This is a genomic window from Mangrovimonas spongiae (assembly GCF_003944795.1).
In the GTDB taxonomy this organism is placed as follows: Bacteria; Bacteroidota; Bacteroidia; order Flavobacteriales; family Flavobacteriaceae; genus Mangrovimonas; species Mangrovimonas spongiae.
Window position 1 is genome coordinate 66022 of record NZ_RWBG01000002.1, and the last position, 24932, is coordinate 90953.

Here is a 24932-nt window from a genome sequence, read left to right on the forward strand (position 1 = left end):
CTATTATTTTTGCGATATAAATATATAGTATTATGGATGATTTACTTAAAAACTTTAAAATTGAAGTTCCTAAAGGGATTTTTATTAAAGATCCAGAATCATCGAACTTAGGGAAGCGCATTATAAAACACAGTATAGTATTAATTAGCGAGCTGGGCTTTGAACAGTTTACTTTTAAAAAATTAGGCCAAGCGATCAACTCTAACGAAAGCTCGATTTACAGATATTTTGAAAGCAAACACCACTTACTTATGTACCTTAACTCTTGGTATTGGATATGGATAGAATATCAATTAGTAATAGAAACTTTTGCTTTAAGAAATGCCGAAGAAAAGCTAAAAAAAAGTGTACAAATAGTTACACGAACTATAGAAGAAGATGCTAACTTTAAACATATTAACGAAATAACTTTAAACAAAATTATTATTAACGAAAGTGCTAAGGCGTATTTAACAAGCGATGTTGACAACGAGAATAAAGAAGGACTTTTTATGCCTTTTAAACGTGTAGTAAAACGTTTTTCTAACATTATACTGGAGTATAACAACACTTACAAATATCCCTTAAGTTTAGCAAATACAGTTATTAATGGCGCTTTAAACCAGTATTTTTTTCAGGAGCACTTTAAAACCATTACTAACTGTAATGATACATATTCTGTTACAAAATTTTACACCAACTTAACACTAAACACCTTAAAATATGGCCAATAAAACTTTAACCCCTTGGAAACGTTTTTTAGGGCTCTTACAGCTTGAAAAGAAAGATATTTTTAGGGTGGCCTATTTTGCTATTTTCGAAGGTATTTTAGCCTTAACACTCCCTTTAGGTATCCAAGCTATAATAACACTATTACAAGGTGGACAAGCCTCAACATCTTGGATAGTTTTAGTTGTGCTTGTTACTGGTGGTGTAATGTTTACAGGAGTTTTAAAGCTTATTCAAATTAGAATTATAGAAAGTATTCAACAGCGTATATTCACGCGGGCGTCTTTTGATTTAGCTTACCGGCTTCCTAAAATAAAAATGAGTGAGTTACGAAATTATTACTTACCAGAATTAGCCAATCGGTTTTTCGATACATTAAGCATTCAAAAAGGATTATCAAAAATACTTATTGATATTCCATCGGCAGTGTTACAAATCGTTTTTGCACTTATTCTACTATCATTTTACCATCCCTTTTTCATTGCTTTTGGGTTATTATTACTAGGCTTAATCTTTATTGTATTTAAATATACCGCAAAAAAAGGATTAGACACCAGTTTAGACGAATCTAAGTATAAATACAAAATGGCACATTGGCTAGAAGAAGTTGCCCGAACAGTTATTAGCTTTAAATTATCAGGAAAAACTAGTTTGGCTATGAATAAAACCGATGATTTGGCTTATGATTATGTTAACTCTCGTGAGAAACACTTTAAAATTTTAGTGCTTCAATTTAAACAAATGATTGGCTTTAAATCTATTGTTACAGCTGGACTATTATTAGTTGGTGGCTATTTAGTACTTGAACAACAAATGAATATTGGTCAGTTTGTGGCTGCCGAAATTATTATCCTGTTAACGATCAATTCGGTTGAAAAACTTATTCTAAGTTTAGAATCTTTTTACGATGTCTTAACGGCCATTGAAAAATTAGGTGAAATAATAGACAAACCTATCGAAAATCAATTTGGCGAAGAGCTTTCAAGCAACAAGTCGTTTACAATAGAACTTAAAGATGCTGGTTACCAAGTTGCCAATCGTAAGCAACCTATATTAGAAGATATTTCGTTTACTATAAAGCCTACCGATAGGGTTTTAATTCAAGGAGAAAGTGGCTCGGGAAAATCGAGTTTGTTACAACTTATTTCGGGTGTTATTGCACCTACCGATGGCTATGTTTATATTAACAACCTATCTATAGAAAGCTTGCATATTAATAAATATAGATCGCATTTGGGAATGATTCTTTCAGAAGAATCTCCTTTTGAAGGTACAATACGAGAAAATGTTACGTTTGGCAATAAAGACATAACCGATGATGCGATATACGATATTTTTGAAAAAGTAGGTTTAAGCTCCTTTTTAAAACGTCAGTCAAATGGTTTAAACACCTTATTAAAGCCAGAAGGTCAACAAATACCTTACTTCATTTCAGGTAAATTATTGCTAGCAAGAGCTATATTAAAACAACCTAAAGTACTCATTTTAGAAGAGCCCCTAAAGCAATTTAATATTGAAGAATCTCAAAAAATATTCGAATACTTATGCCATCCATCCAATCCGTGGAGCGTTGTTGTTGTTAGTAATTTAAATGTTTGGAAACGCATGTGTAATAAGCACATCACTTTAGAAGACGGTCGTGTTATTAAGTCGTAAATACTATGCTAAATATATCTCATAATAATGTTTCAAAATATCTTGATTTAAAACAATTTAAATCAGGACGAGCAACCCTACATACTAATCACCATAAATTATTTAAACGCGTTTTACTAATTAGTTCTGTATTGGTTATTATTATTTTATTTTTACCGTGGACACAAAACGTTACAAGTAAAGGTTTGGTAACAACGTTAAAGCCAGACCAACGTCCGCAAACCTTACAATCTCCAATCCCTGGAAGAATTGATGCTTGGTTTGTGCAAGAAGGCGATTTTGTAAAACAAGGCGATACCATACTAAAAATTTCAGAAATAAAAAGTGATTATTTCGACGCGCAACTTACTAAACGTACAGGCGATCAAATAAAGGCAAAATCTGCCTCTGTAGAGGCTTACCAGTCAAAAGTTAAAGCATTAAAAAACCAATATGCTTCCTTACAACAAGAACGCAAACTCAAACTAGAGCAAGCTAAAAACAAGTACCTACAATCACAGTTAAAAGTAGAATCGGATAGTATTGATTTAGAAGCAGCAAAAACGAAAGCCGCTATTGCTAAAACACAATTCGAACGTACTGTTTCGCTTCAAGAACAAGGCTTAAAAGCTGTAAAAGATGTTGAAGAGTATAGAAACAAGCTCCAAGAAGCAGAAGCCAAACTAATTTCGCAAGAAAACAAATGGTTATCAGCTAAAAATGAGGTTATCAACGCCGAATTAAACATTTCAACCATAAAAGCGACCTATGGCGACAAATTATCTAAAGCACAAAGCGATTTATACACCGCACAATCTAGTGCTTTAGATACCGAAGCACAAGTCTCTAAATTAGAAAACAGTTTAGCTAATTACGAAAAACGTAATAGCTTACAGTATATTACAGCGCCTCAAGATGGCTATATTAACAAAGCTATAAAATCTGGTATTGGTGAAACCTTTAAAGAAGGTGAGCCTTTAGTAGGTATTATGCCTTCTAACTATGAGTTGGCTGTTGAAATGTGGGTAAGACCTATCGATTTACCTTTATTGCACAAAGGGGAACATGTCCAAGTAGAGTTTGAAGGTTGGCCAGCTATAGTTTTTAGTGGTTGGCCTAATGTATCTTACGGAACTTATGGTGCCGAAATTGTTGCTATTGAAAATTTTGCTAGTAATAATGGTATGTATCGCGTTCTTATTACAAGAGATCCTGATTACGGCCCATGGCCTAAAGCACTTCGAGTAGGCTCGGGAGCAAAAACTATTGCACTTTTAGAAGATGTGCCAATTTGGTTTGAATTGTGGCGACAAATTAACAGTTTCCCGCCTAACTTTTACACACCAAAAGAGCAACATACTTCAAAAGAAAAAAACACTAAAAAACAGTAGTCGTATTTAATTTTAAGACATGACTTTAAAAAATAAACCGATAATCAAATTCTTCACGATTAAACTACTTGTATGTTTGTTACTGCCTATTTTTAGTATTCAAGCACAAACAACAACCGATAATATTTTTACTTTAGAAGAATATTTAGGTTATGTTAAACAATACCACCCTATTGTAAAACAGGCACAATTAATAGCTACTGAAGGTGAAATTAAATTATTAAAATCGCGTGGAGCTTTCGATCCTAAAATAGAGGTTGATTACAATAAAAAAACCTTTAAAGGAACCGAATATTACGACAAATTAAATGCCGCTTTTAAAATTCCAACTTGGTACGGCATTGAACTTAAAGCTAATTACGAGGATAACGAAGGTTATTATTTAAATCCTGAATCTAATGTACCGCAAGATGGTTTATATAGCGCAGGTGTTTCTATGTCTTTAGCAAAAGGACTTTTAGCCAATAAACGTATGACGACCTTAAAACAAGCCAAGTTATACAAAAACATTAGCCTTAACAAACAAAGTATGGCTGTTAACGAAGTTCTTTATAATGCTGTTGAAGCTTATTTTAATTGGCTAAAACATTATCAAGAATACCAAGTTTATATCGACTATCAAAACAATGCTAGCATACGCTTAAACAATGTAATTGCTAGCTTTGAAGCTGGCGATAAACCAGCAGTAGACACTCTAGAAGCTAGTATAAACCTTAAAAACAGAGCTTTAGATAGAGAGAAATCGCGTGTCAAGTATATTAAATCGCAATTAGAACTTTCTAACTTTTTATGGTTAAAAGATAACACACCTATTGAGCTTGATTATAGCCTAATTCCAGACACAAATTCACCATTAATAGTAGATAGCGTATTAAATAGTAGTCTTTTGGAAGTAAACAATGATGTTTTAGAAAATCATCCAAAAATTAAATCGTTAGTACTAACAAAAGAGCAATTGGTACTAGAAAAACGCTTAAAAACTAATAACTTATTACCTAAAATAGATTTGCAGTATAATTTTCTTACAAGTGATTATAATAACTTAAATTCATTAAACACACATAACTACAAAACTGGTCTCAACATAAGTATGCCCTTATTTTTACGTAAGGAACGTGCCGATTTAAAATTAGCAAAGCTACAATTACAAGATATCGATTTTAGCCTATCGGAAACCAAAGTAAGTTTACGTAATAAAATTACTGCCGTACAACAAGAAATTGCATCGTATAATACACAACAGCAAATTGCAGAAAACTTAGTAAACGACTATAAAAAACTTGTTATTGCCGAAGAAAAAAAGTTTCAATTAGGTGAAGGATCTTTATTTCTTATTAATTATCGTGAGGCAAAGCTTATTGAAACCGAACTAAAGTATATTACTATTTCCAATAAACTTTTATCTACCAAAGCTAAATTAGCCCAAATTTTAAATACTTTAAATGAATAGCTATTCTAGATGTAATAAAGTAGGACAAATAAAGTATAAATTAAAAAAAGCCTTAATAAATCATTAAGGCTCTTATTTTTTAGTTTTTTAATCTTTTAATGTCCATGATTAGCATGATCCTCAGCCTTTACTTCACCCGTTTGGTTCATCGCCATTGTATGGTCGTACTGGCAACATCCTGGTAAGTTTTTATAAGCTTCTTCATTACCAGCTACCTTTTCAGTATCATAACCTGAAGCCGCAATAGCTTTGTGAATAGCCATTTCGTTGGTTTTTGTGTCGTCAAAAGACACATCAATTTTCTTTTTGTCCACATCCCAATTGGCTTTTGCTACACCATCAACAGCATTAACGGCTTTTTCTATGGTAGTTTTACACATACCACAGTTGCCACGTACACCAAATGAAATATCTGTCATGGCCATGTCTTTTGAAACTTCCGTAGTTGTCGTTTCTGTTTCTGTTTCTGTTTTGGTGTTGTTTTTACAGCTTGTAAAACCAATAGCTGCCATAACAGCTACACTTAAAATTACTTTTTTACTAACGTGGTTTACATTCTTGCTTTTGTGTTCGTGATTTTTCTTTGTAAAATTCATTGTTAAAAATTTAATAGTTATTATTTATATGTATTTATTGAATGACTTGTTTTACTTCGCCACAGGTTAGCATGGCATCTCCAAAATACGGATTGCGAACTTCCTTTTCTGTACTCAACCAAACGGCACCTTTATTGTTATTGGCCATTGGGCATCTTTGCACATATAAAGTACTTTCCAATCCGTTTAAGTTTTTGGCTATGGCAACTATATTATCGTTTAAAATAACAAAAGCAGCCCTTTGCTTCTCTAAATTATTAGTTTGCGATATATTTTCTACCATCTCTATACTTTTAGATAGGTGGTTTTGAAGCATTTTAGATACTTTCTCTTGATTGACATTTTGAAGTTTTGAAAGCATCTTTTTTGCCAAAGTTGAAACGTTTTTAGTATGACTTTCTACAAAAGCATCTTTTAGGTTTAAATAAGTAGGAAGTAATGTTATAAATTGCTTTTTAAAATCTTCTGAAAGTTCCATTGTCATTACCATGGTATTATCTTGCGGGTTGCTTTTATGATTCATCATGCTCTTTTTGCCTTGCAACTGGGCAGCAGCATCTACAGTAAAAGTACCGTTTGTAACAATTTCATCGCCGTTGTTCAATCCTTCAATAACTTGATAAGAATCGCCATTTTTATGTCCTAGAGTAATCTCACGCATTTCAAAAACAGGTGCATCGGAGTTACTTTTCAGGTAAACTACCGAACGTTTTCCTGTCCATAAAACTGCCGATGCGGGTACAGTTATAACGGCTTCACTCCCATTACCCAAAATACCTTCAATAGTGCCTTTTACAAACATACCTGGTTTAAACATTTCATCGGTATTGTTCAATACAACTCGAAGTGTCACGGTACGTGTATTGGTATTTAAAATAGGATCTATAAAATCAACTTTTCCTTTAAACACCTTATCGGGATACGCATTTGACAATATACTTACGCTTTGTCCTTTTTTAAAGTAATCTATCTGGTTTTCGTAGATATCAAAATTGGCCCAAACTGTGTTTAGATTGGCTATTTTTAAAAGTGGTTGACCTTGTTTAATATAATCGCCTTGATCAACCAATTTTTCAGTAACCGTTCCAGAAACCGTGGCGTAAACTGAAAATTTTTCTTTAGGTTTTCCTGAAGTTTCAATAGCATTGATTTGACTATCTGATAACTTCCATAACTTTAGTTTATTTCTCACAGCTTTATATAACTCTGGTTGCGATTCTTTTAAAGATGAAGCTGTAATTAATTCCTGTTGAGCGGCATAAAGTTCTGGTGAATAAATGCTTGCCAATAATTGACCTTTACTTATAGTTTCGCCAGTTGAATTTACATTCAATCGTTCAATTCTTCCCGAGAAATAACTAACCTGAACCGAATTGGCCTCTTCATTTTCAGCGATTTTACCAGATAACGTTATGTCATTATTTTCAATATTATCTTCACCTACAATGGTCGTTTGAATATTGGCTAACGCCATAGCATTTCTGGTGAGCTTAAATTGGTCTTTTGTTAAACCGTCTGCTCCAGCTTCTGCAGGGATTAAATCCATGCCGCAAATTGGGCAATCGCCTGGTTCGGGTTGCATAATCTGGGGATGCATCGAACAGGTCCACATTTGATCGGCTTGAGAAACCTCATCGTGATTATGGTTTATTTCTTCATTAGATTTATCACCAAAAAGCAACCAGCCCAAAAAAAGACCAACTACTAATATTGCTAAATAGATAAGATACTTTTTCATTTTAGTATATTTTTATTCTTCTTAAACGTAACGCATTCGTAATTACTGAAACCGAACTAAAACTCATGGCCAAAGCGGCTATCATAGGTGATAATAAAATACCGAAAAACGGATATAATACGCCTGCTGCAATAGGAACACCTATGGTGTTATAAACCAATGCAAAAAACAGATTTTGTTTGATATTTTTCATGACGTTGTCACTCAAATTTCTAGCTTTTACAATGCCATGTAAATCGCCTTTTACTAGCGTTATCATAGCACTTTCAATAGCAACATCAGTACCGGTTCCCATGGCAATGCCCACATCACTTTTGGCTAATGCTGGAGCATCGTTAATGCCATCGCCAGCCATAGCGACTACCTTGCCCTTTTCTTGTAGTTTTTCTACTTCTTTAAGTTTGTCCTCTGGAAGCATTCCCGCTTTAAAATTGGCTAGATGTAATTCTGAGGCTACGGCTTGTGCCGTGTCGTGATTATCGCCTGTTAACATAACCACATCAATTCCTTTGCTCTGAAGTGTTGTAATAGCTTTGGCGCTGGTTTCCTTTATCTTATCACCTATAACCACATAACCAACAACCTCTTCACCAATCGCTAAAAACGACACGGTTTTTCCTTGCTTTTGATAGGTTTCAGCTTCCGACTCCATATCAGCACTAATTTCTGCATTGGCATAAGCCATCATTTTGGTGTTTCCTAAAGCTACTTGCTTACTATTAATACTGGCTTCTACACCTTTTCCTGTAACAGCGCTAAAACTATTTGACTTTAGTATTTTTGTGTTGTTCTCTTTACCATATTTTACGGTTGCTTCGGCCAATGGATGTTCGCTATTGGTGTTTAACGACACAATATATTGCAGCACATCTGCTTCATTAAAATGACTATTAAATGCTCCAACTTTTTCTACAGTAGGTTTTCCTTCGGTAATGGTTCCCGTTTTATCAATAATTAATGTATTGACTTTATCCATTTTTTCGAGGGCTTCGGCATTTTTAATCAGCACACCATTTTGAGCGCCTTTGCCTACACCAACCATTACGGACATTGGTGTTGCCAAGCCTAAAGCACAAGGACAAGCAATAATCAATACTGCAATAGCATTCACCAAGGCATACACGTAAGCAGGTTCTGGTCCCCAGACAGCCCAAACGATAAAGGTTATTACTGAAATAATAACCACTATAGGCACAAAATACGCCGATACTTTGTCGGCCAGATTTTGAATTGGCGCACGACTTCTACTAGCGTCGTTAACCATGTGAATTATTTGAGAAAGTAAGGTGTCGCTACCAACTTTTTCAGCTTTCATTAAAAAGGTTTGGTTGCCATTAATGGTCCCGCTACTTACGTTATCGCCTTCAGTTTTATTAACAGGAAGTGGCTCTCCTGTAATCATAGATTCATCAATACTTGTGTCTCCTTCAGTAATAACGCCATCAACCGGAATTTTATCGCCTGGTTTCACTTTTAAAATATCATTAAGTTCAATAGCATCAATACTGACTTCTACTTCTTCACCATCTACAACTTTTATGGCTTTATTAGGTGCCAATTTCAGTAATTCTTTAACAGCCGAATTGGTTTTACTGTGGGCACGTGCTTCCAACAGCTGTCCTAATAGAACTAAAGTTAAAATAACCGTTGCCGCTTCAAAATATACATGAACCGCTCCTGATTCATTTTTAAATTGTGCTGGAAAAAAATCGGGAAACAACAAACCAAATACGCTAAATATCCACGCGACTCCAGCACCTATACCAATAAGTGTAAACATGTTAAGGTTCCATGTTTTAATACTACGGTATGCACGTTCAAAGAACATCCATGTGGCATAAAACACTACAGGAATGGATAAAACGAATTGCACCCAGTTCCAATATTTTTGATCCATGATACCGTACAGCGGATTATTATTAAGCATATCGCTCATGGCTATTAGGAAAATTGGCAAGGTAAACCCCAAGGCAAGCCAAAACTTTTTCAATAGCTTTTTATAGGTTTTCTCCTCCGCAGAAAGTTCGGGTTGCATAGGCACTAAATCCATCCCACAAATAGGACATGATCCCGATTCGTCTTTAACCACTTCAGGATGCATGGGGCAAGTCCATTGTTGGGATGACATGCTAGCTGAAAGATTTTGTTCTTCTACTAAATCCATACCGCATACAGGGCAATCACCTGGTTTATTATAGGTTTTATCGTCTTCGCAACGCATGGGGCAATAAAAAACGCCCGTTCCTTTTCCTTTGGATTGGTTGTCTTTTTTGGCTTCGGTATGTTGATACGCTCCTGGTTTGTGGATACTGTATTGTCCGCCATCATTTTTTAGTGTCTTTTGAAATGTTTCCAAAGGAATGTGTTTTTCCATTTCGATAGTAGCTTCAGCCTTTTCCAAATTAACCATAGCTTTGGTGACGCCTTTTACTTTTGAAAGGGTTTCTTCAACGTGATTTCGGCAGCCATTGCAGGTCATGCCATGTATATGATAGGTATGTTTCATTTTTAATTTGTTAAATAATTAATGTTTGTACTTTGTACATAGTAACTTTTAACAGCTTCAATTTGATTTATTTGAAACTTTAATTGCAGTTCTTGAATATCCAGTACATCGTTAAAATCGATGGTACCTGTTTCGTAGCTTTTAATAAGTATCGCTTCGGCATCTTTGGCTTGCTTTAAGTTCTTGGTTTGCGTTGCATAACTTATTCTTGCAGAAATACGTTCATTAATCGCCTTGCTTAAAAGCGTTTCCAAAGTGTTTAAACGGTTTTGCTTTTGGTAGTTGATTTCTTGTTGCTGTAACTCATTTTGCTTGCTAACCGATTTGTATTTTTTATTGAAAATGGGAATGGATACAGATACCATAGGCATAACAATATCTTTACCATTCTCTGAAAAATTCATATTAGGTCTTGGCTCGACATTAATATAATCTAACCCAAAACCAATCATGGGGCTACTTTCCTTTTGGTTTAGTGACTCTGATGCTTCCACCGATTGATAGAGTTTGTCGTATTTAACTAACTCTGGGTGTAATGCTAAATTTTGCGTGTTGACCTCGATATCTTCCGAAGGGATTATTAATTCATCAACTGTTTTAACTACGACATCTTTTGATCTGTTTAAAAGATTGTTCAAATTACTTTGTTCTGCGGTATATTGCTGTTCTAAAACTTGTTTTAATTGCTGTAAATCGTTTTGGCGCATTTGCAAACGCAAGACATCAACAGCTGATGATTTCCCGATTTCAACCGAGGTTAATGCCATGGTTTCATAGGTTTCCAAAAGGTTTATGTTTTCTGTTAGCACTTGCTGTTTCGCCTTATTAGCGTACAATTTATAATAGGATTGTGAAACCGACAACATGAGTTTTCGTTTAGCAATAACGATGTCTTCGTATTTGGTATCGGCTAATGAGGAAACATAATTTTCCCGCGATGTAATGGAACCAAACCAAGGTAACATTTGTTTTACCGATAGTTTAAAACGTTGTGCTCCTGTTCGAGTTTCGGGTTCGCTTACAAAGTAACCTGCACCAAATTCGGTATTTGGAATGGTATTGACTTCATTCACTTTTTCTGAAACTCTTTTGTATTGCAATTCAAATTTTTGAATTTCGGGATTATTAACTAAGGCTTCGTTAATAAGCACTTCCAACTCTTGAGCAGTTACAAAAAGGCTCAAAAAACAAGAACCAAAAGTCAAGATAAATTTTATATATATCACTCTATGTTTCATTTTGATGTTCTTTTAACTTTTAACTCCGCTTTCCAACTATATAAAACAGGCACTACAAACAAGGTAATTAAAGCAATGAGCATACCTCCAAAACTTGGTATAGCCATAGGAATCATAATATCGCTACCGCGTCCTGTTGAGGTCAATACTGGCAGTAATGCCAAAATGGTTGTAGCTGTAGTCATTAAACACGGTCTAATGCGTTTTTCACCTGCTTCAATAATGGAAGCCCTGATTTCTTTTCTAGTTTCTGGCGAATTTCTGTTGAATGTTTGGGTTAAGTAAGTCGCCATAACCACACCATCATCGGTCGCTATTCCAAACAAGGCAATAAATCCAACCCAAACGGCTACACTTAAATTTATAGTGTGCATTTGAAATAAATCACGTAGGTTTTCACCAAACAGACTAAAGTTTAAAAACCAATCTTGACCGTAGAGCCAAATCATAATAAATCCACCGGCAAAGGCTACAGCAATACCAGTAAATACCATTAACGAAGTTGCCACCGACCGAAATTGAAAATACAGAATTAAAAAGATGATTACTAAAGCTAATGGTACAACAATCGACAATGTTTTCTCTGCTCTAAGTTGATTTTCATAGCTTCCTGTAAATTGAAAATTAACACCCTTAGGAATTACCAATTCTCCTGAATCAATCTTGCTTTGAATTAATGCCTGTGCATTTTCAACAACGTTAACTTCGGCAAAACCATCTTTTTTATCGAACAAGACATACCCTACTAAAAAAGTATCCTCACTTTTTATGACTTGTGGGCCTTGTTCATAACGAATAGTTGCCAATTCGCCTAAAGGCACTTGATTTCCACCTTCCACAGGTATATAAATTTGCTCTAAATCGGTTGGATTGGCACGTAATTCTCTTGGATATCGCACACGTACTCCGTAACGTTCTCTTCCTTCAACGGTTTGTGTTAATACCATGCCACCTACAGCAACTTTAAGCACATTTTGCACTTGATCTATACTAATACCATAACGCGCAATATTATCTTTATCAATATCAATTAGTAAATAGGGTTTTCCAACAATACGGTCGGCAAAAACGGCTTCAGGTTTTACGCCTTTGGCTTGCTTTATAATATCTTCCAATTGTACACCAAAGGCTTCTATTTGTTTTAAATCCTGTCCTTTTACTTTTATTCCCATTGGTGCTCGCATACCTGTTTGTAACATGACCAAACGCGTTTCAATAGGCTGTAATTTTGGTGCAGACGTCACACCTGGTAATTTGGTGACTTTTACAATGTTGTTCCAAATATCGTCGGGTGATTTAATTTCTGGTCGCCAATTGCGGTAGAACTCACCATTGTTGTCTGGGATTAATTGTTCTTTTGCATTTAGAGATTGCCACGCTTCACGTTGTTCCGCTCGTAATGACATTCCGTTTTTTAAAACATACTCACCATCTTCATTTACTTTGTAGCGTTGGCGTTTGCCATTATCATTCAGCATATATTCAGGTTTATACTGAATGATATTTTCGTACATAGACAAGGGTGCAGGATCTAAGGCCGATTCGGTTCGTCCAGCTTTACCAACTACGGTTTCAATTTCAGGAATGTTTGCTACTGCCATATCTAATTGCTGCAGCACACGTTTATTTTCTTCTATACCAGAATGCGGCATAGACGTTGGCATTAATAAGAATGCCCCTTCGTTTAACGCTGGCATAAACTCTTTACCTGTGTTTTTCATGATAACAAACCCTGCAATAACAATAGCTGTTGGAATAGATAGAAACATAAGTTTATTATCTAGACACCATTTTAAAATATGTGTGTAATTTTTTCGGAATACGATAAAAACTCCCAATAGTCCAAAACATATAAAACCTACAAAGATGAGGTTCCAGAATATACTAGTTTCGACGCCCAAAGGTCGCCAATATTCAGCTAAAAGGTATACAATAGCACAAGCTGAAATAAGAATATTAGCTAAGTTTGAATTAAGTGATATCTGGTAATTGAACCATGAAATATGAAATTCATTTTTTGCGGTAATCAAATACAATAAGGCAACTGTACCAAAAGCTATAAGGATTATTCCTAAACCATTTCCGAAGCTAACAGCCATTATTCCTAATACAATTAAAATACTATTCACAATATATTTTAATTGCTTTTGTGTTTGTTTCTTTTTAAATAAAAAGGCTGCAAATGGGGGGATTAAAAATAGGGCTACAATAATAGACGCCGTTAAAGCGAAGGTCTTGGTAAAAGCCAGTGGACGGAATAGTTTTCCTTCGGCACCTATCATCGTAAATACTGGAATAAAACTGATGATGGTTGTCATGACTGCGGTTACTATTGCTCCCGATACTTCGGCAGTAGCATTGTAAACCACTTGGTTGATTGGTAATGTGTCGTTCTCATCTAAATGCCTTATAATATTTTCTGAAAGTATAACCCCCACATCCACCATAGTTCCTATGGCAATGGCAATACCTGATAAGGCGACAATATTGGCATCGACACCAAAAGTTTTCATAGCAATAAACACCATTAACACCGCCACAGGCAACAAGCCCGAAATTAATACTGATGCACGCAGATTAAATACCATAATGATAATAACCAAAATAGTAATGAGTATTTCCAAAGTTAGTGCTTCGTTGAGTGTTCCTAAGGTTTCGTAGATAAGTTCAGTTCTATCATAAAACGGTACAATAGTTACTTGAGAGGTTCTACCATCAGTCAATTGTTTTGAAGGCAAACCAGTACTTAATTCGTTTATTTTTTCCTTTACATTGTTAATTACTTCCAACGGATTGGCACCATAGCGAGCCACAACAACGCCGCCAACCACTTCGGCTCCTTCTTTATCTAAAATGCCACGACGGGTAGATGGCCCAAGCAAAACTTTAGCAATATCCTTAACTTTAATGGCTGTAAAGTCTTTAGAATTTACAACAGCATTTTCAATGTCTTCAATAGATTTTACATACCCCAAACCACGCACCAAATATTCTGCTTGGTTAATTTCTAAAGTTTGAGCCCCAATATCTTTATTGCTTTTCTTGACTGCTTTTACAACTTGATTTAAACCAATATTGTATTGGCGCATAAGTTCTGGATTAACATCTATTTGGTATTCCTTTACGTAACCTCCAATAGACGCCACTTCAGAGACACCGCTTGCAGAGGATAGTGCATATTTTACATAATAATCTTGAATACTACGTAGTTCCTGTAAATCCCAACCACCTGTTACATTTCCGTTTTTATCACGTCCTTCCAACGTGTACCAAAATATTTGCCCTAATCCTGTGGCATCAGGCCCAAGAGTTGGATTTACACCATCTGGCAGCAATCCGCTTGGGAGCGAATTAAGTTTTTCAAGAATACGACTTCGGCTCCAGTAAAATTCCACATCTTCTTCAAAAATGATATAGATACTGGAAACTCCAAACATAGACGAACTACGAATAGTTTTTACACCTGGAATACCTAAAAGTGATGTCGTTAATGGATAGGTAATTTGGTCTTCAATGTCTTGTGGCGAACGCCCATCCCATTTGGTAAATACAATTTGCTGATTTTCGCCAATATCTGGAATAGCATCAACCGCTACGGGGTTATTAGGTAAGAATCCTATATTCCAATTAAATGGTGCATTTACAGTTCCCCAACCAATAAAAAGGACGAGCAACAAAACAGCTACAAGTTTATTTTCTATTAAAAATTTGATGCTTTTGTTTAGCATTGAAATAAGATTTTAGTAGTGAGCACAAAGTATTAAGTACCTTGTTTTGATAAACTCATTTTAACGTTTTATCAAAACAAAAAAGGGTGTAACACAAAACAATTTGTATTATACCAACTACAAAAAAATCAAATTAGATAGGTCTCGTCAATCTTGAAGATTTGACACGTGACGAGAGGCGGTTTGTATTCTTCGTAAGAAGACACATTGCTTTCTAAACCTTCAAAAAGGTTAATATATGTATAAATAAATGAAGTAATGAATACTTGTTGTTCGAAAGAGATTTTGTCAACGGAAAGTTGTAACTCATCTTGTCCTTCAATTGATAATTGCTTATCATCACAACAGTTTTTCTTTGTAATTGAACAGCCTTCAGTTGAAGGTTTTTCCATTTCCATACCACAACCTTTGGCTTTATGAAAGATAGCTGTTTCAACAAGTTTATCACCACAATAATGCATATCAATAGTAAACGACATTGTAGAGAATAGCACTACAAAAGCCATTAACATGGATAATATTTTGTGGAATACTTGTTTCATTATTTAGTTACAAATTTATAAAATTTTATCAATACCTCTTTTTAATTAACAGAATATTAAACAGTCTTACATATATAATTACTTCCCGATACAGAAATTAGCAAAAATGTTACCAAGTAACTCATCATTAGTTACTTGCCCCGTAATTTCGCCTAAATGATATAATGCTTGACGGATATCGATGGCCATGAGATCTCCAGATAAACCTTCATCTATACCTTCGCTCACTTTTTTAATCTCTTCAAGAGCTTTTAATAAAGCATCGTAATGACGTGTGTTGGTTACGATAGTTTCATTATTTCTTAAAGCACCTTGGTTTATTAACTCTAACAAACTATGGGTTAGACTTTCAACACCAAACCCTGTTTTAGCAGAAAGTAAATGCACGCCTTCAATCTCGTTTTGGAGCCTTGCTAATTGAGTATCATCTAACCTATCAATTTTATTAGCTATAATTAACAGAGGCTTCTGAGGATATTTATTCTTTATCTTTTCAATCTCTAACGTTACTTGTTCTAAGTTTGAAATACTATTTGAACTATCAAATAAATACACCGTTACTTGCGATTGTTCTATCTTTTCAAATGTTTTTTTAATCCCAATGCTTTCAACCTCATCTTTAGTTTCCCGAATTCCTGCGGTATCAATAAAACGAAACCCAATTCCACCTATAGATATTTCATCCTCGATTGTATCTCTTGTGGTTCCTGCAATATCGCTAACAATGGCACGTTCTTCGTTTAGTAGCGCGTTTAATAACGTTGATTTTCCTACATTAGGTTCACCAACAATTGCCACAGGAATCCCATTTTTAATTACATTTCCTACAGCAAACGAATCGATTAAGCGTTTTAATACAAAACTTATACGGTCTACCAAGGCTTTAAATTGTGTTCTATCGGCAAACTCGACATCTTCTTCGGCAAAGTCTAATTCAAGCTCTATTAACGAGGCAAAATTTAGCAACTCTTCACGCAGTTTAGCAATTTCACTTGAAAATCCGCCACGCATTTGTTGCATAGCTATTTTGTGTGATGCTTCGTTATCACTAGAAATAAGGTCGGCTACGGCTTCCGCTTGACTTAAATCTAATTTTCCATTTAAAAAGGCGCGTAAAGTAAATTCTCCCGCATCGGCCATTCTACATCCATTACGTAAAAATAGCTGTAAAATTTCCTGTTGTATGTATGGCGAACCATGGCAACTAATTTCTACAACATCTTCACCCGTATAAGATTGTGGGTTTTTAAATACTGAAACTAAAACTTCATCTAGCTCTTTTTTACCATCAACAATATGCCCTAAATGTATGGTATGGGTTTTTTGTTGAGTTAATTTCTTTCCATGTATCGATTTAAAAAGCTTCGCGCTTATTGTTATAGCGTCTTTTCCTGAAACTCTTAAAACAGCAATAGCACCAGCTCCAGAAGGTGTGGCTAATGCAATTATAGTATCGTTATTTACCATACAACAAAAGTACTAAATTACGCAAATAAAACATTGCATATCTATTAACAGATATAGTATTATTAATCTATTATATTTGCAGGAATAACGATAAAACGCAAAAATTAATATGTTAAAAAAAATCTTTTACATTAGTATTCTAACTTTAACCATTGTGGCATGTAAAAACGAACCAAAGGTTGAAGGCTTTCTTATTAATGGAACTATAGATGCTTCTGAAAACGGAAAAAAAATCTCGCTTTACAAAGCTGATCGTAGTAATCAAGTCTTATTAGATAGTACAAGAGTTGTTGATGGAAAAATTACACTAGAAGGTAAAATAGACTCTCCAGAAATATATTTAGTTGCTATTGAAGGGAATAACCAAAGACTTCCTATTATAGTTGAAAATACTGAGATGGATTTAACACTTTACAAAGATAGCTTAATGGCTTCTAAAATTAGTGGTAGTAAAGAAAATGACGTCTTTGGGTTGCTTCAAGAAAACATGAAACCTATTCGAGCAAAAAATGCCGAGTTAATGCAACAATTTTCTGAGGCGAGAAAAAACAACGACTCCACTTTAATGCAAACTATTAGAAATGACTTTGAAGCGTTTGTTGCTACAATAAACGACAAAAACTTAGCCATAGTAAAAGACAATCCCGATTTGGTTATTGGAGCTTCTTTTCTTGAAAGTATGATAAAATCAAAAGGAATTAAAGTAGCTGAGGCTAATGAAGTTTTTAATGCTTTTACCGATAAAGTTAAAAACAGTACTATTGGTAAAAAGCTAGGTGAAGACATTAAAAACGCTTTAAAAACTGCCGAAGGTAGTATGGCACCTAACTTTACTGCGCCAAACCCAGAGGGAGAAATGATTACTTTAAACGATATTAAAGGGAAAGTGACTATTATAGATTTTTGGGCGGCTTGGTGTGGCCCTTGTAGAAAAGAAAATCCAAATGTGGTAAAAGTTTATAATAAATACCACGAACAAGGATTAGAAATTATAGGAGTTTCTTTAGATGGTACGCCTAGACAAAAAGATGCCAAAGCTGCGTGGGTTGAAGCTATTGAAAAAGATGGTTTAACTTGGCATCAAGTATCTAATTTAAACTACTTTAACGGACCAGTTGCTAAGCAATACAACATAAGCTCTATTCCTGCTACATTTATCTTAGATGCTGATGGTAAAATTGTAGCTAAAAATTTAAGAGGTAAAGCCTTAGAAGATAAAGTTGCTGAGTTACTACAATAGCATTTATCTAAATAAATAATGAAAAAGCCTTCAGAAATATGAAGGCTTTTTTTGTTATATTTTATTCATCTTCTTAAGTATAAATAGTAATATAATTGGTAACGCTAATAATACAATCATAATTAAATTGGTTTTAAACAACCACGGCGCTAACAACAATGTTATAGCATAGCCGCCAATAGCACCACCAAAATGTGCATCGTGTCCTATATTGCCTACTTGGTTTTTCATACCATAAATAGTATATAATAAATAACCAATTCCAAAAATGTATGACGGTATAGGAATTGGAATAAAGAACAGGTACAAATCCATATCGGGACGAAGTAGTATGGCCGAATAAATAATCCCCATAACAGCACCACTTGCACCAACAGCACTGTAATGAAATTCATCTTTATGAAAATACAAAGACAATAAATTACCCAACAATAAACTCCCCAAATAAATAATAATAAAATTGATTACAGACATGTTATTAATAACAACATCGGCAAAAATGTAAAGCGTAAACATGTTAAAAAACAAGTGCGCTGTATCTACGTGTAAAAAGCCGCTACTAAACATTCTAAACTGCTCTCCACGTCTTATTCCACCAATATTAAACTTGTATTTTTCAAAAAAACTGTAATCGTTAAATCCTTTGAAAGAAATAATAGCGTTGGCCGCTATTATAACAAGTGTTACAAAACTTAAATTGCCCATAATTGTAAATGTTATCAATCAAATATAGTATATATTTGCATCTGCAAAGCTAAAATTTATTCATGCAATTTCTCGCTTATATAATAATTTATCCGTTTTTGTGGATTATTTCTATTCTCCCTTTTAAAGTACTGTATTTTATTTCAGATGTGCTTTACATCTTTTTATACAAGATTTTTGGGTATCGTAAAAAAACTGTACAAGAGAATTTAAAATTGGTGTTCCCTAATAAGTCTGAAAAAGAAATTCAATCTATCACGAGTGCTTTTTATCATCATTTATGCGATATGATTTTAGAATCGATAAAATCGATGACTATTTCAGAATCCGAAATGAACAAGCGATTTAAGTTCACTAATATTGACGTTATAAATACTCTTGGCGAAAAAAATCGAAGCATTGTATTAATGTGTGCCCATTATGCAAGTTGGGAATGGATTTTTATTATGCAAAAGCACGTTAATCATAAAGGCTATGGTATTTATAAGCAACTTGCCAACAAGTATTTTGATCGTTTAGTTAAACGTATTAGAGCAAGATATAATAGCCGTCTAATTACTACCAAAGAGACTATTCCTACGCTTATAAAATCTAAAGAAGATGGGGAATTATCTATTAGCGGTTTTGCTTCTGACCAATCTCCTAAAGCACATAAAGCTTTTCACTGGACAGAATTTATGGGTATAAAAGTTCCTGTGCACACTGGTGCTGAAATGTTAGCCAAAAAGTTAGATATGGCTGTTGTATTTTTTAATGTTGAAAAAGTAAAACGAGGTCATTACCAAGCCACTTTTAAAACTATTACAGAAACGCCAAAAGAATATCCTAATTACACTATTACCGATGAATTTTTAAAGTTAGTTGAAAAACAAATCTACGACGATCCTAGATATTATCTTTGGACACACAAACGCTGGAAACACCGCAATAAAGTGCCCAAAGAATTTCAATAACCTTTTTATTTATTGGCTAAAGCATTAAGCTCTTCTATAAATCTATCTGCTAAATTATTAGCTTCGTCTTGCGATTTAGCTTCGGTATAAATTCTAATAATAGGCTCGGTATTACTTTTTCGTAAATGTACCCAACTATCTGCAAAATCTATTTTTACACCATCTATAGTCGTTGGATGTTCTTTACTGTATTTTTCTTCAATAGTTTTTAAAAGAGCATCTACATTTAAGTCTGGTGTTAACTGAATTTTCTTTTTGCTCATAAAGTAGTTTGGATATGATGCTTTAAGTTTACTGACCGCTATTTTTTTCTCGGCTAATAAACTTAAAAATAACGCAATCCCAACCAAAGCATCGCGACCATAATGCAATTCAGGTAAAATAATACCACCGTTTCCTTCACCACCTATTATAGCATTGTTTTTCTTCATCATAGTCACCACATTTACCTCACCAACAGCACTAGCTTCGTATGTCCCTCCATGTGTTTCGGTAACATCTCGCAAGGCACGCGTAGAACTCATATTACTAACCGTATTACCAGGTGTTTTACTTAACACATAATCGGCACAAGCTACTAGAGTATATTCTTCGCCAAACATTTCGCCGTTTTCATCCATAAATGCTAAACGATCTACATCAGGGTCGACCACAATTCCAAAATCGGCATGTTCTTTTACAACAGCCTCCGATAAATCGGTTAAATGTTCTTTTAGCGGTTCTGGGTTGTGCGGAAAATGACCTGTTGGCTCGCAGTATAATTTAACATAATCTACATTAAGCGCATCTAAAAGTAATGGAATAGCAATGCCTCCTGTAGAGTTTACAGCATCTATAACCACTTTTAAATTGGCTTTTTTAATAGCGGCAACATTTACAAGATCTAAGTTTAAAATTTCTTCTATGTGTAAGTCAAAATAGGCTTGATTTTTAGTAATTATTCCTAAATCATCAACTTCAGCAAAAGTAATCTCACCAGAGTTTGCAATGTCTAATATTTTTTTGCCTTCCTCTCCATTTAAAAACTCCCCTTTGGTATTCAATAGTTTTAAGGCATTCCACTGTTTTGGGTTATGACTCGCTGTTAAAATAATCCCACCATCGGCATGTTCCATAGGTACGGCCATTTCAACTGTTGGCGTTGTAGACAACCCTAAATCAACAACATGAATTCCCATACCTATCAAGGTTTGCATAACCAAACTTTGTATCATATCGCCAGATATTCTAGCGTCTCGCCCTACAACTACCCTATAATCATCTTTTTCTCGTTGTTGTTTTATCCATGTACCGTAAGCAGCTGCAAACGTTACGGCATCAATTGGAGTCAGATTATCCCCTACTTTTCCGCCAATGGTTCCTCGTATTCCTGAAATTGATTTTATAAGTGTCATAAGTATTCTATTTTCCAACAAATATAATAGGAAATAACTGTAATTCTTTATTATGAATTTGTAAATTAGAAAAATGAATTTCCTAGCACATATTTATCTCTCTGGAGATAACGAATTAGTTACTATTGGTAACTTTATAGCCGATGGTATCCGTGGTAAAAAATACAAACAATACCCTAAAGAGGTACAAATAGGCATTTTGCTTCATCGTGAGATAGACACCTTTACCGATGCACATCCTACGGTAAGACAAAGTACTAAAAGACTGCATGAAAACTACAGCCATTATAGCGGGGTTATTGTTGATATTTTATACGATCATTTTTTAGCAAAAAACTGGGAGCATTACTGCAAAACACCGCTTTCTATTTACGTCGAAAATTTTTATGATTTACTTGAGAAGCATTACGAATTACTTCCCATAAAAACCCAACGCATGATGCCTTACATGATTTCTGATAATTGGCTATTAAACTACGCTAATATTGAAGGGATTCAAAACGTTTTAAATGGCATGAACAGAAGAACAAACCATATTTCAGGAATGGATAAAGCCACTAACGAGCTAAAAGAATACTACAAAGAATTTGAAAAAGAGTTTACCACTTTTTTTGCCGAACTTATAGTGTTTACCAAAAAAAAACAACTAGAAATTGAAAAACGCATCAAGCCATAAGAAGCTTAAAATTTTAACAGAATCTTACAAGTTTATACTTATTATCAAATAGTAAGTCGCTTCATTTTTCATCTCAAATTAAGTACCTTTGCAACTTTGCGGTTTTATGAGTCAGTTTGAAGAACATATTGAAGTTAAGGGTGCTAGAGTCCATAACTTAAAAAATATAGATGTTACGATTCCTCGTGACAAATTGGTGGTTATAACAGGGTTGTCAGGGTCTGGAAAATCCTCTTTAGCTTTCGATACTATTTATGCCGAAGGACAACGACGCTATATTGAAACATTTTCGGCTTATGCCAGACAATTTTTAGGTGGATTAGAACGTCCCGATGTTGATAAAATTGATGGGCTTTCACCAGTAATTGCTATAGAACAAAAAACCACCAGTAAGTCGCCAAGATCTACCGTAGGCACTATCACCGAAATATACGATTTTCTAAGACTTCTATTTGCCCGTGCTAGCGATGCTTACAGTTATAATACTGGCGAAAAAATGGTAAGCTATAACGACGAGCAAATCAAGCAACTTATTATAGAAAGTTACCACGGAAAACGGATTAATATTTTAGCACCTGTTATTCGCTCTAGAAAAGGACATTATCGCGAATTATTCGAGCAAATTGCCAAACAAGGTTTTGTAAAAGTTAGAACAGATGGAGAAGTTCGTGACCTTGTAAAAGGGATGAAATTAGATCGTTACAAAACACATGACATTGAAATTGTTATTGATAGGCTTAAAATAGATGACCAAGCCGATAACGACAAACGCCTAACCGAAACCATAAACACAGCCATGTATCATGGCGATGATGTACTTATGGTTCTAGATCATGACACACAAGAAACACGATATTTTAGTAGAAATTTAATGTGTCCTAGTTCTGGTATTTCTTACCCAAATCCAGAACCCAATAACTTTTCGTTTAACTCGCCAAAAGGAGCTTGCCCAAAATGTAATGGCATAGGAACATTGTACGAGGTTAATGAAAATAAAATTATCCCAGACGACTCAAAATCTATTGCAACTGGCGCTTTAGCACCACATGGTCCAGAAAAGAAGAGCTGGATTTTTAAACAATTAGAAATCATTGCGCAACGCTATAACTTTTCGCTAAACGATCCTTACAAAGATATTCCTAAAGAGGCTAAACAGGTTATTTTATATGGTGGCAACGATCAATTTTCTATTGAAAGTAAAACTCTAGGCGTAACTAGAGATTATAAAATAGATTTTGAAGGGGTTGCTAATTTTATCGAAAGTCAATATAAAAATGCCGATAGCACCTCTTTAAAACGTTGGGCAAAAGAGTACATGGATAAAGTAACTTGTTCAGCATGTAGCGGCTCAAGATTAAGAAAAGAATCGCTTTACTTTAAAGTGAACGATTTAAATATTGCCGAATTGGCAAATAAAGATATTTCCGATTTAACCCAGTGGTTTAATAAACTTCCTAAACAACTTTCCGGGGCACAGTTAAAAATTTCAGAAGAAATTATTAAAGAAATATCTACCAGATTACAATTTTTAATGGATGTTGGTTTAGATTATCTTTCCCTTAACCGAAGTTCCAAAACACTTTCTGGTGGCGAAGCCCAACGTATTCGTTTAGCCACGCAAATTGGGTCTCAGCTTGTTGGTGTACTTTATATTTTAGACGAACCTAGTATTGGGTTACACCAACGCGATAACGAAAAATTAATCAATTCACTTGTATCGCTTCGCGATGTTGGAAATTCAGTCATTGTAGTGGAACACGACAAAGACATGATTGAACGTGCCGATTATGTAATTGATATTGGCCCAAAAGCTGGAAAACATGGTGGTGAAATTATAAGTATTGGTACTCCAGACGAGTTAAAAAAACACCATACACTAACGGCAGATTACTTAAACGGAAGCAAAGAAATTGAAGTCCCTAAAAAACGACGTAAAGGTAACGGCAAGTTTATAACGCTTTCTGGCTGTACAGGTAATAATTTAAAGAATGTTACCGCTAAATTTCCATTAGGAAAAATGATTGGTGTAACTGGTGTTTCTGGAAGTGGAAAGTCTACCTTAATAAACGAAACCCTCTACCCTATTATGAATGCGCATTACTTTAATGGGGTAAAAAAACCCATGCCATATAAAAAAATAACGGGTCTTGAGCATATCGATAAAGTTATAGACATTAACCAATCTCCCATAGGAAGAACTCCGCGAAGCAATCCTGCAACTTATACAGGTGTATTTAGCGAAATACGAAGTTTATTTGCTAAAATTCCAGAAGCTATGATTCGTGGTTACAAACCCGGTAGATTTAGCTTTAATGTTAAAGGTGGACGATGCGAAACCTGTCAAGGTGGTGGTTTACGAGTAATAGAAATGAATTTTCTTCCAGATGTTTATGTGGATTGCGAAACCTGCCAAGGCAAACGCTTTAATAGAGAAACGCTAGAAATACGCTACAAAGGAAAGTCTATTAGTGATGTTTTGGAAATGACGATAAATGAAGCTGTGGCGTTTTTTGAACACATTCCTAAAATTCATAAAAAAGTTAAAACCATAAAAGATGTAGGTTTAGGCTATATCACGTTAGGACAACAAAGTACAACACTTTCTGGTGGTGAAGCGCAACGTATAAAACTAGCAACCGAACTTAGTAAACGTGCCACTGGAAATACTTTTTATATTTTAGACGAACCTACAACAGGCCTTCACTTTGAGGATATTCGAGTACTCATGCAAGTGTTAAACAAATTAGCCGATAAAGGAAATACAGTATTAATTATTGAGCATAACCTAGATGTTATTAAAATGATGGATCATATTATCGACATAGGCTATGAAGGCGGAAAAGGCGGTGGAAAAATAGTTGCAGAAGGTACTCCTGAACAAATTATTAAAGACAAAAAAAGTTATACCGCTAAATTCTTAAAAAAAGAACTAACTTAGTCTGTTGCAAAAACCGAATTAAAAACA

At 34.7% G+C, this 24932-nt stretch carries 17 protein-coding genes; 8 read left to right on the plus strand and 9 right to left on the minus strand.

The features are described from left to right. Positions 1-32 precede the first annotated feature (32 nt). From EJA19_RS04650 to EJA19_RS04665, 4 genes are read left to right on the plus strand one after another with little or no spacing between them, the layout of a single operon-like run. Entirely contained in the window at positions 33-713 is a 681-nt protein-coding gene (locus EJA19_RS04650; RefSeq protein ID WP_125467192.1) for a TetR/AcrR family transcriptional regulator, read from the plus strand. Continuing rightward, positions 703-2364, plus strand: coding sequence for a peptidase domain-containing ABC transporter (locus tag EJA19_RS04655; RefSeq protein ID WP_125467193.1), 1662 nt, complete (start codon positions 703-705; stop codon positions 2362-2364). Before EJA19_RS04650 ends, EJA19_RS04655 begins: the two co-directional genes overlap by 11 nt. Positions 2365-2369: 5 nt before the next feature. Then, positions 2370-3734: an HlyD family secretion protein gene (locus EJA19_RS04660; protein WP_125467194.1), complete on the plus strand. Its 1365-nt coding sequence runs from the start codon at positions 2370-2372 to the stop codon at positions 3732-3734. A 19-nt stretch (positions 3735-3753) separates the two neighbouring features. Then, positions 3754-5184, plus strand: a complete 1431-nt coding sequence (locus EJA19_RS04665) for a TolC family protein (RefSeq protein ID WP_125467195.1) — start codon at positions 3754-3756, stop codon at positions 5182-5184. Between the two features lie 95 nt (positions 5185-5279). Here EJA19_RS04665 and EJA19_RS04670 read toward each other — a convergent pair whose 3' ends face one another. The 7 genes from EJA19_RS04670 to mnmE form a co-directional block, all read right to left on the minus strand. After that, positions 5280-5780, minus strand: coding sequence for a heavy-metal-associated domain-containing protein (locus EJA19_RS04670; RefSeq protein WP_125467196.1), 501 nt, complete (start codon positions 5778-5780; stop codon positions 5280-5282). 34 nt (positions 5781-5814) lie between these two features. Beyond that, positions 5815-7518, minus strand: a complete 1704-nt coding sequence (locus EJA19_RS04675; RefSeq protein WP_125467197.1) for an efflux RND transporter periplasmic adaptor subunit — start codon at positions 7516-7518, stop codon at positions 5815-5817. A 1-nt stretch (position 7519) separates the two neighbouring features. Beyond that, on the minus strand, positions 7520-10024 hold the full coding sequence (locus EJA19_RS04680) for a heavy metal translocating P-type ATPase (RefSeq protein ID WP_125467198.1): 2505 nt from the start codon (positions 10022-10024) through the stop codon (positions 7520-7522). 2 nt (positions 10025-10026) lie between these two features. Beyond that, positions 10027-11262 (minus strand): TolC family protein, encoded by a 1236-nt coding sequence (locus tag EJA19_RS04685; RefSeq protein WP_125467199.1) that lies wholly within the window; start codon positions 11260-11262, stop codon positions 10027-10029. Next, the gene (locus EJA19_RS04690) at positions 11259-14990 is read right to left on the minus strand and encodes an efflux RND transporter permease subunit (RefSeq protein WP_125467200.1); all 3732 of its coding nucleotides are present in this window, start codon (positions 14988-14990) and stop codon (positions 11259-11261) included. Before EJA19_RS04690 ends, EJA19_RS04685 begins: the two co-directional genes overlap by 4 nt. A gap of 128 nt (positions 14991-15118) precedes the next feature. Beyond that, positions 15119-15532, minus strand: coding sequence for an HYC_CC_PP family protein (locus EJA19_RS04695; protein WP_240640214.1), 414 nt, complete (start codon positions 15530-15532; stop codon positions 15119-15121). A 78-nt stretch (positions 15533-15610) separates the two neighbouring features. After that, the gene (gene mnmE / locus EJA19_RS04700) at positions 15611-16999 is read right to left on the minus strand and encodes a tRNA uridine-5-carboxymethylaminomethyl(34) synthesis GTPase MnmE (RefSeq protein ID WP_125467201.1); all 1389 of its coding nucleotides are present in this window, start codon (positions 16997-16999) and stop codon (positions 15611-15613) included. A 109-nt stretch (positions 17000-17108) separates the two neighbouring features. Here mnmE and EJA19_RS04705 point away from each other — a divergent pair, with 109 nt between their 5' ends. After that, entirely contained in the window at positions 17109-18239 is a 1131-nt protein-coding gene (locus EJA19_RS04705) for a redoxin domain-containing protein (RefSeq protein ID WP_125467202.1), read from the plus strand. Positions 18240-18293: 54 nt separating this feature from the next. Here the strand turns inward: EJA19_RS04705 and EJA19_RS04710 are convergent, their stop codons facing one another. Further along, complete coding sequence (locus EJA19_RS04710; protein ID WP_125467203.1) at positions 18294-18944, minus strand: rhomboid family intramembrane serine protease; 651 nt, start codon at positions 18942-18944, stop codon at positions 18294-18296. A 62-nt stretch (positions 18945-19006) separates the two neighbouring features. Here EJA19_RS04710 and EJA19_RS04715 point away from each other — a divergent pair, with 62 nt between their 5' ends. Beyond that, on the plus strand, positions 19007-19897 hold the full coding sequence (locus tag EJA19_RS04715) for a lysophospholipid acyltransferase family protein (RefSeq protein ID WP_125467204.1): 891 nt from the start codon (positions 19007-19009) through the stop codon (positions 19895-19897). A 5-nt stretch (positions 19898-19902) separates the two neighbouring features. On the opposite strand, the gene glmM is transcribed toward EJA19_RS04715, so the two are convergent. Beyond that, positions 19903-21291 (minus strand): phosphoglucosamine mutase, encoded by a 1389-nt coding sequence (gene glmM / locus EJA19_RS04720; protein ID WP_125467205.1) that lies wholly within the window; start codon positions 21289-21291, stop codon positions 19903-19905. A 73-nt stretch (positions 21292-21364) separates the two neighbouring features. On the opposite strand from glmM, the gene EJA19_RS04725 reads away from it, so the two are divergent. Beyond that, positions 21365-21967: an acyl carrier protein phosphodiesterase gene (locus EJA19_RS04725; RefSeq protein WP_125467206.1), complete on the plus strand. Its 603-nt coding sequence runs from the start codon at positions 21365-21367 to the stop codon at positions 21965-21967. 106 nt (positions 21968-22073) lie between these two features. Continuing rightward, positions 22074-24905, plus strand: a complete 2832-nt coding sequence (uvrA, locus tag EJA19_RS04730; protein WP_125467207.1) for an excinuclease ABC subunit UvrA — start codon at positions 22074-22076, stop codon at positions 24903-24905. Positions 24906-24932 lie beyond the last annotated feature (27 nt).

What these genes read in the sequence shown, in the direction of transcription:
- EJA19_RS04650 (WP_125467192.1), top strand. Translation starts at nt 33, where the DNA reads ATGGATGATTTACTTAAAAACTTTAAAATTGAAGTTCCTAAAGGGATT.
- EJA19_RS04655 (WP_125467193.1), top strand. Translation starts at nt 703, where the DNA reads ATGGCCAATAAAACTTTAACCCCTTGGAAACGTTTTTTAGGGCTCTTA.
- EJA19_RS04660 (WP_125467194.1), top strand. Translation starts at nt 2,370, where the DNA reads ATGCTAAATATATCTCATAATAATGTTTCAAAATATCTTGATTTAAAA.
- EJA19_RS04665 (WP_125467195.1), top strand. Translation starts at nt 3,754, where the DNA reads ATGACTTTAAAAAATAAACCGATAATCAAATTCTTCACGATTAAACTA.
- EJA19_RS04670 (WP_125467196.1), bottom strand. Translation starts at nt 5,780, where the DNA reads ATGAATTTTACAAAGAAAAATCACGAACACAAAAGCAAGAATGTAAAC.
- EJA19_RS04675 (WP_125467197.1), bottom strand. Translation starts at nt 7,518, where the DNA reads ATGAAAAAGTATCTTATCTATTTAGCAATATTAGTAGTTGGTCTTTTT.
- EJA19_RS04680 (WP_125467198.1), bottom strand. Translation starts at nt 10,024, where the DNA reads ATGAAACATACCTATCATATACATGGCATGACCTGCAATGGCTGCCGA.
- EJA19_RS04685 (WP_125467199.1), bottom strand. Translation starts at nt 11,262, where the DNA reads ATGAAACATAGAGTGATATATATAAAATTTATCTTGACTTTTGGTTCT.
- EJA19_RS04690 (WP_125467200.1), bottom strand. Translation starts at nt 14,990, where the DNA reads ATGCTAAACAAAAGCATCAAATTTTTAATAGAAAATAAACTTGTAGCT.
- EJA19_RS04695 (WP_240640214.1), bottom strand. Translation starts at nt 15,532, where the DNA reads ATGAAACAAGTATTCCACAAAATATTATCCATGTTAATGGCTTTTGTA.
- mnmE (WP_125467201.1), bottom strand. Translation starts at nt 16,999, where the DNA reads ATGGTAAATAACGATACTATAATTGCATTAGCCACACCTTCTGGAGCT.
- EJA19_RS04705 (WP_125467202.1), top strand. Translation starts at nt 17,109, where the DNA reads ATGTTAAAAAAAATCTTTTACATTAGTATTCTAACTTTAACCATTGTG.
- EJA19_RS04710 (WP_125467203.1), bottom strand. Translation starts at nt 18,944, where the DNA reads ATGGGCAATTTAAGTTTTGTAACACTTGTTATAATAGCGGCCAACGCT.
- EJA19_RS04715 (WP_125467204.1), top strand. Translation starts at nt 19,007, where the DNA reads ATGCAATTTCTCGCTTATATAATAATTTATCCGTTTTTGTGGATTATT.
- glmM (WP_125467205.1), bottom strand. Translation starts at nt 21,291, where the DNA reads ATGACACTTATAAAATCAATTTCAGGAATACGAGGAACCATTGGCGGA.
- EJA19_RS04725 (WP_125467206.1), top strand. Translation starts at nt 21,365, where the DNA reads ATGAATTTCCTAGCACATATTTATCTCTCTGGAGATAACGAATTAGTT.
- uvrA (WP_125467207.1), top strand. Translation starts at nt 22,074, where the DNA reads ATGAGTCAGTTTGAAGAACATATTGAAGTTAAGGGTGCTAGAGTCCAT.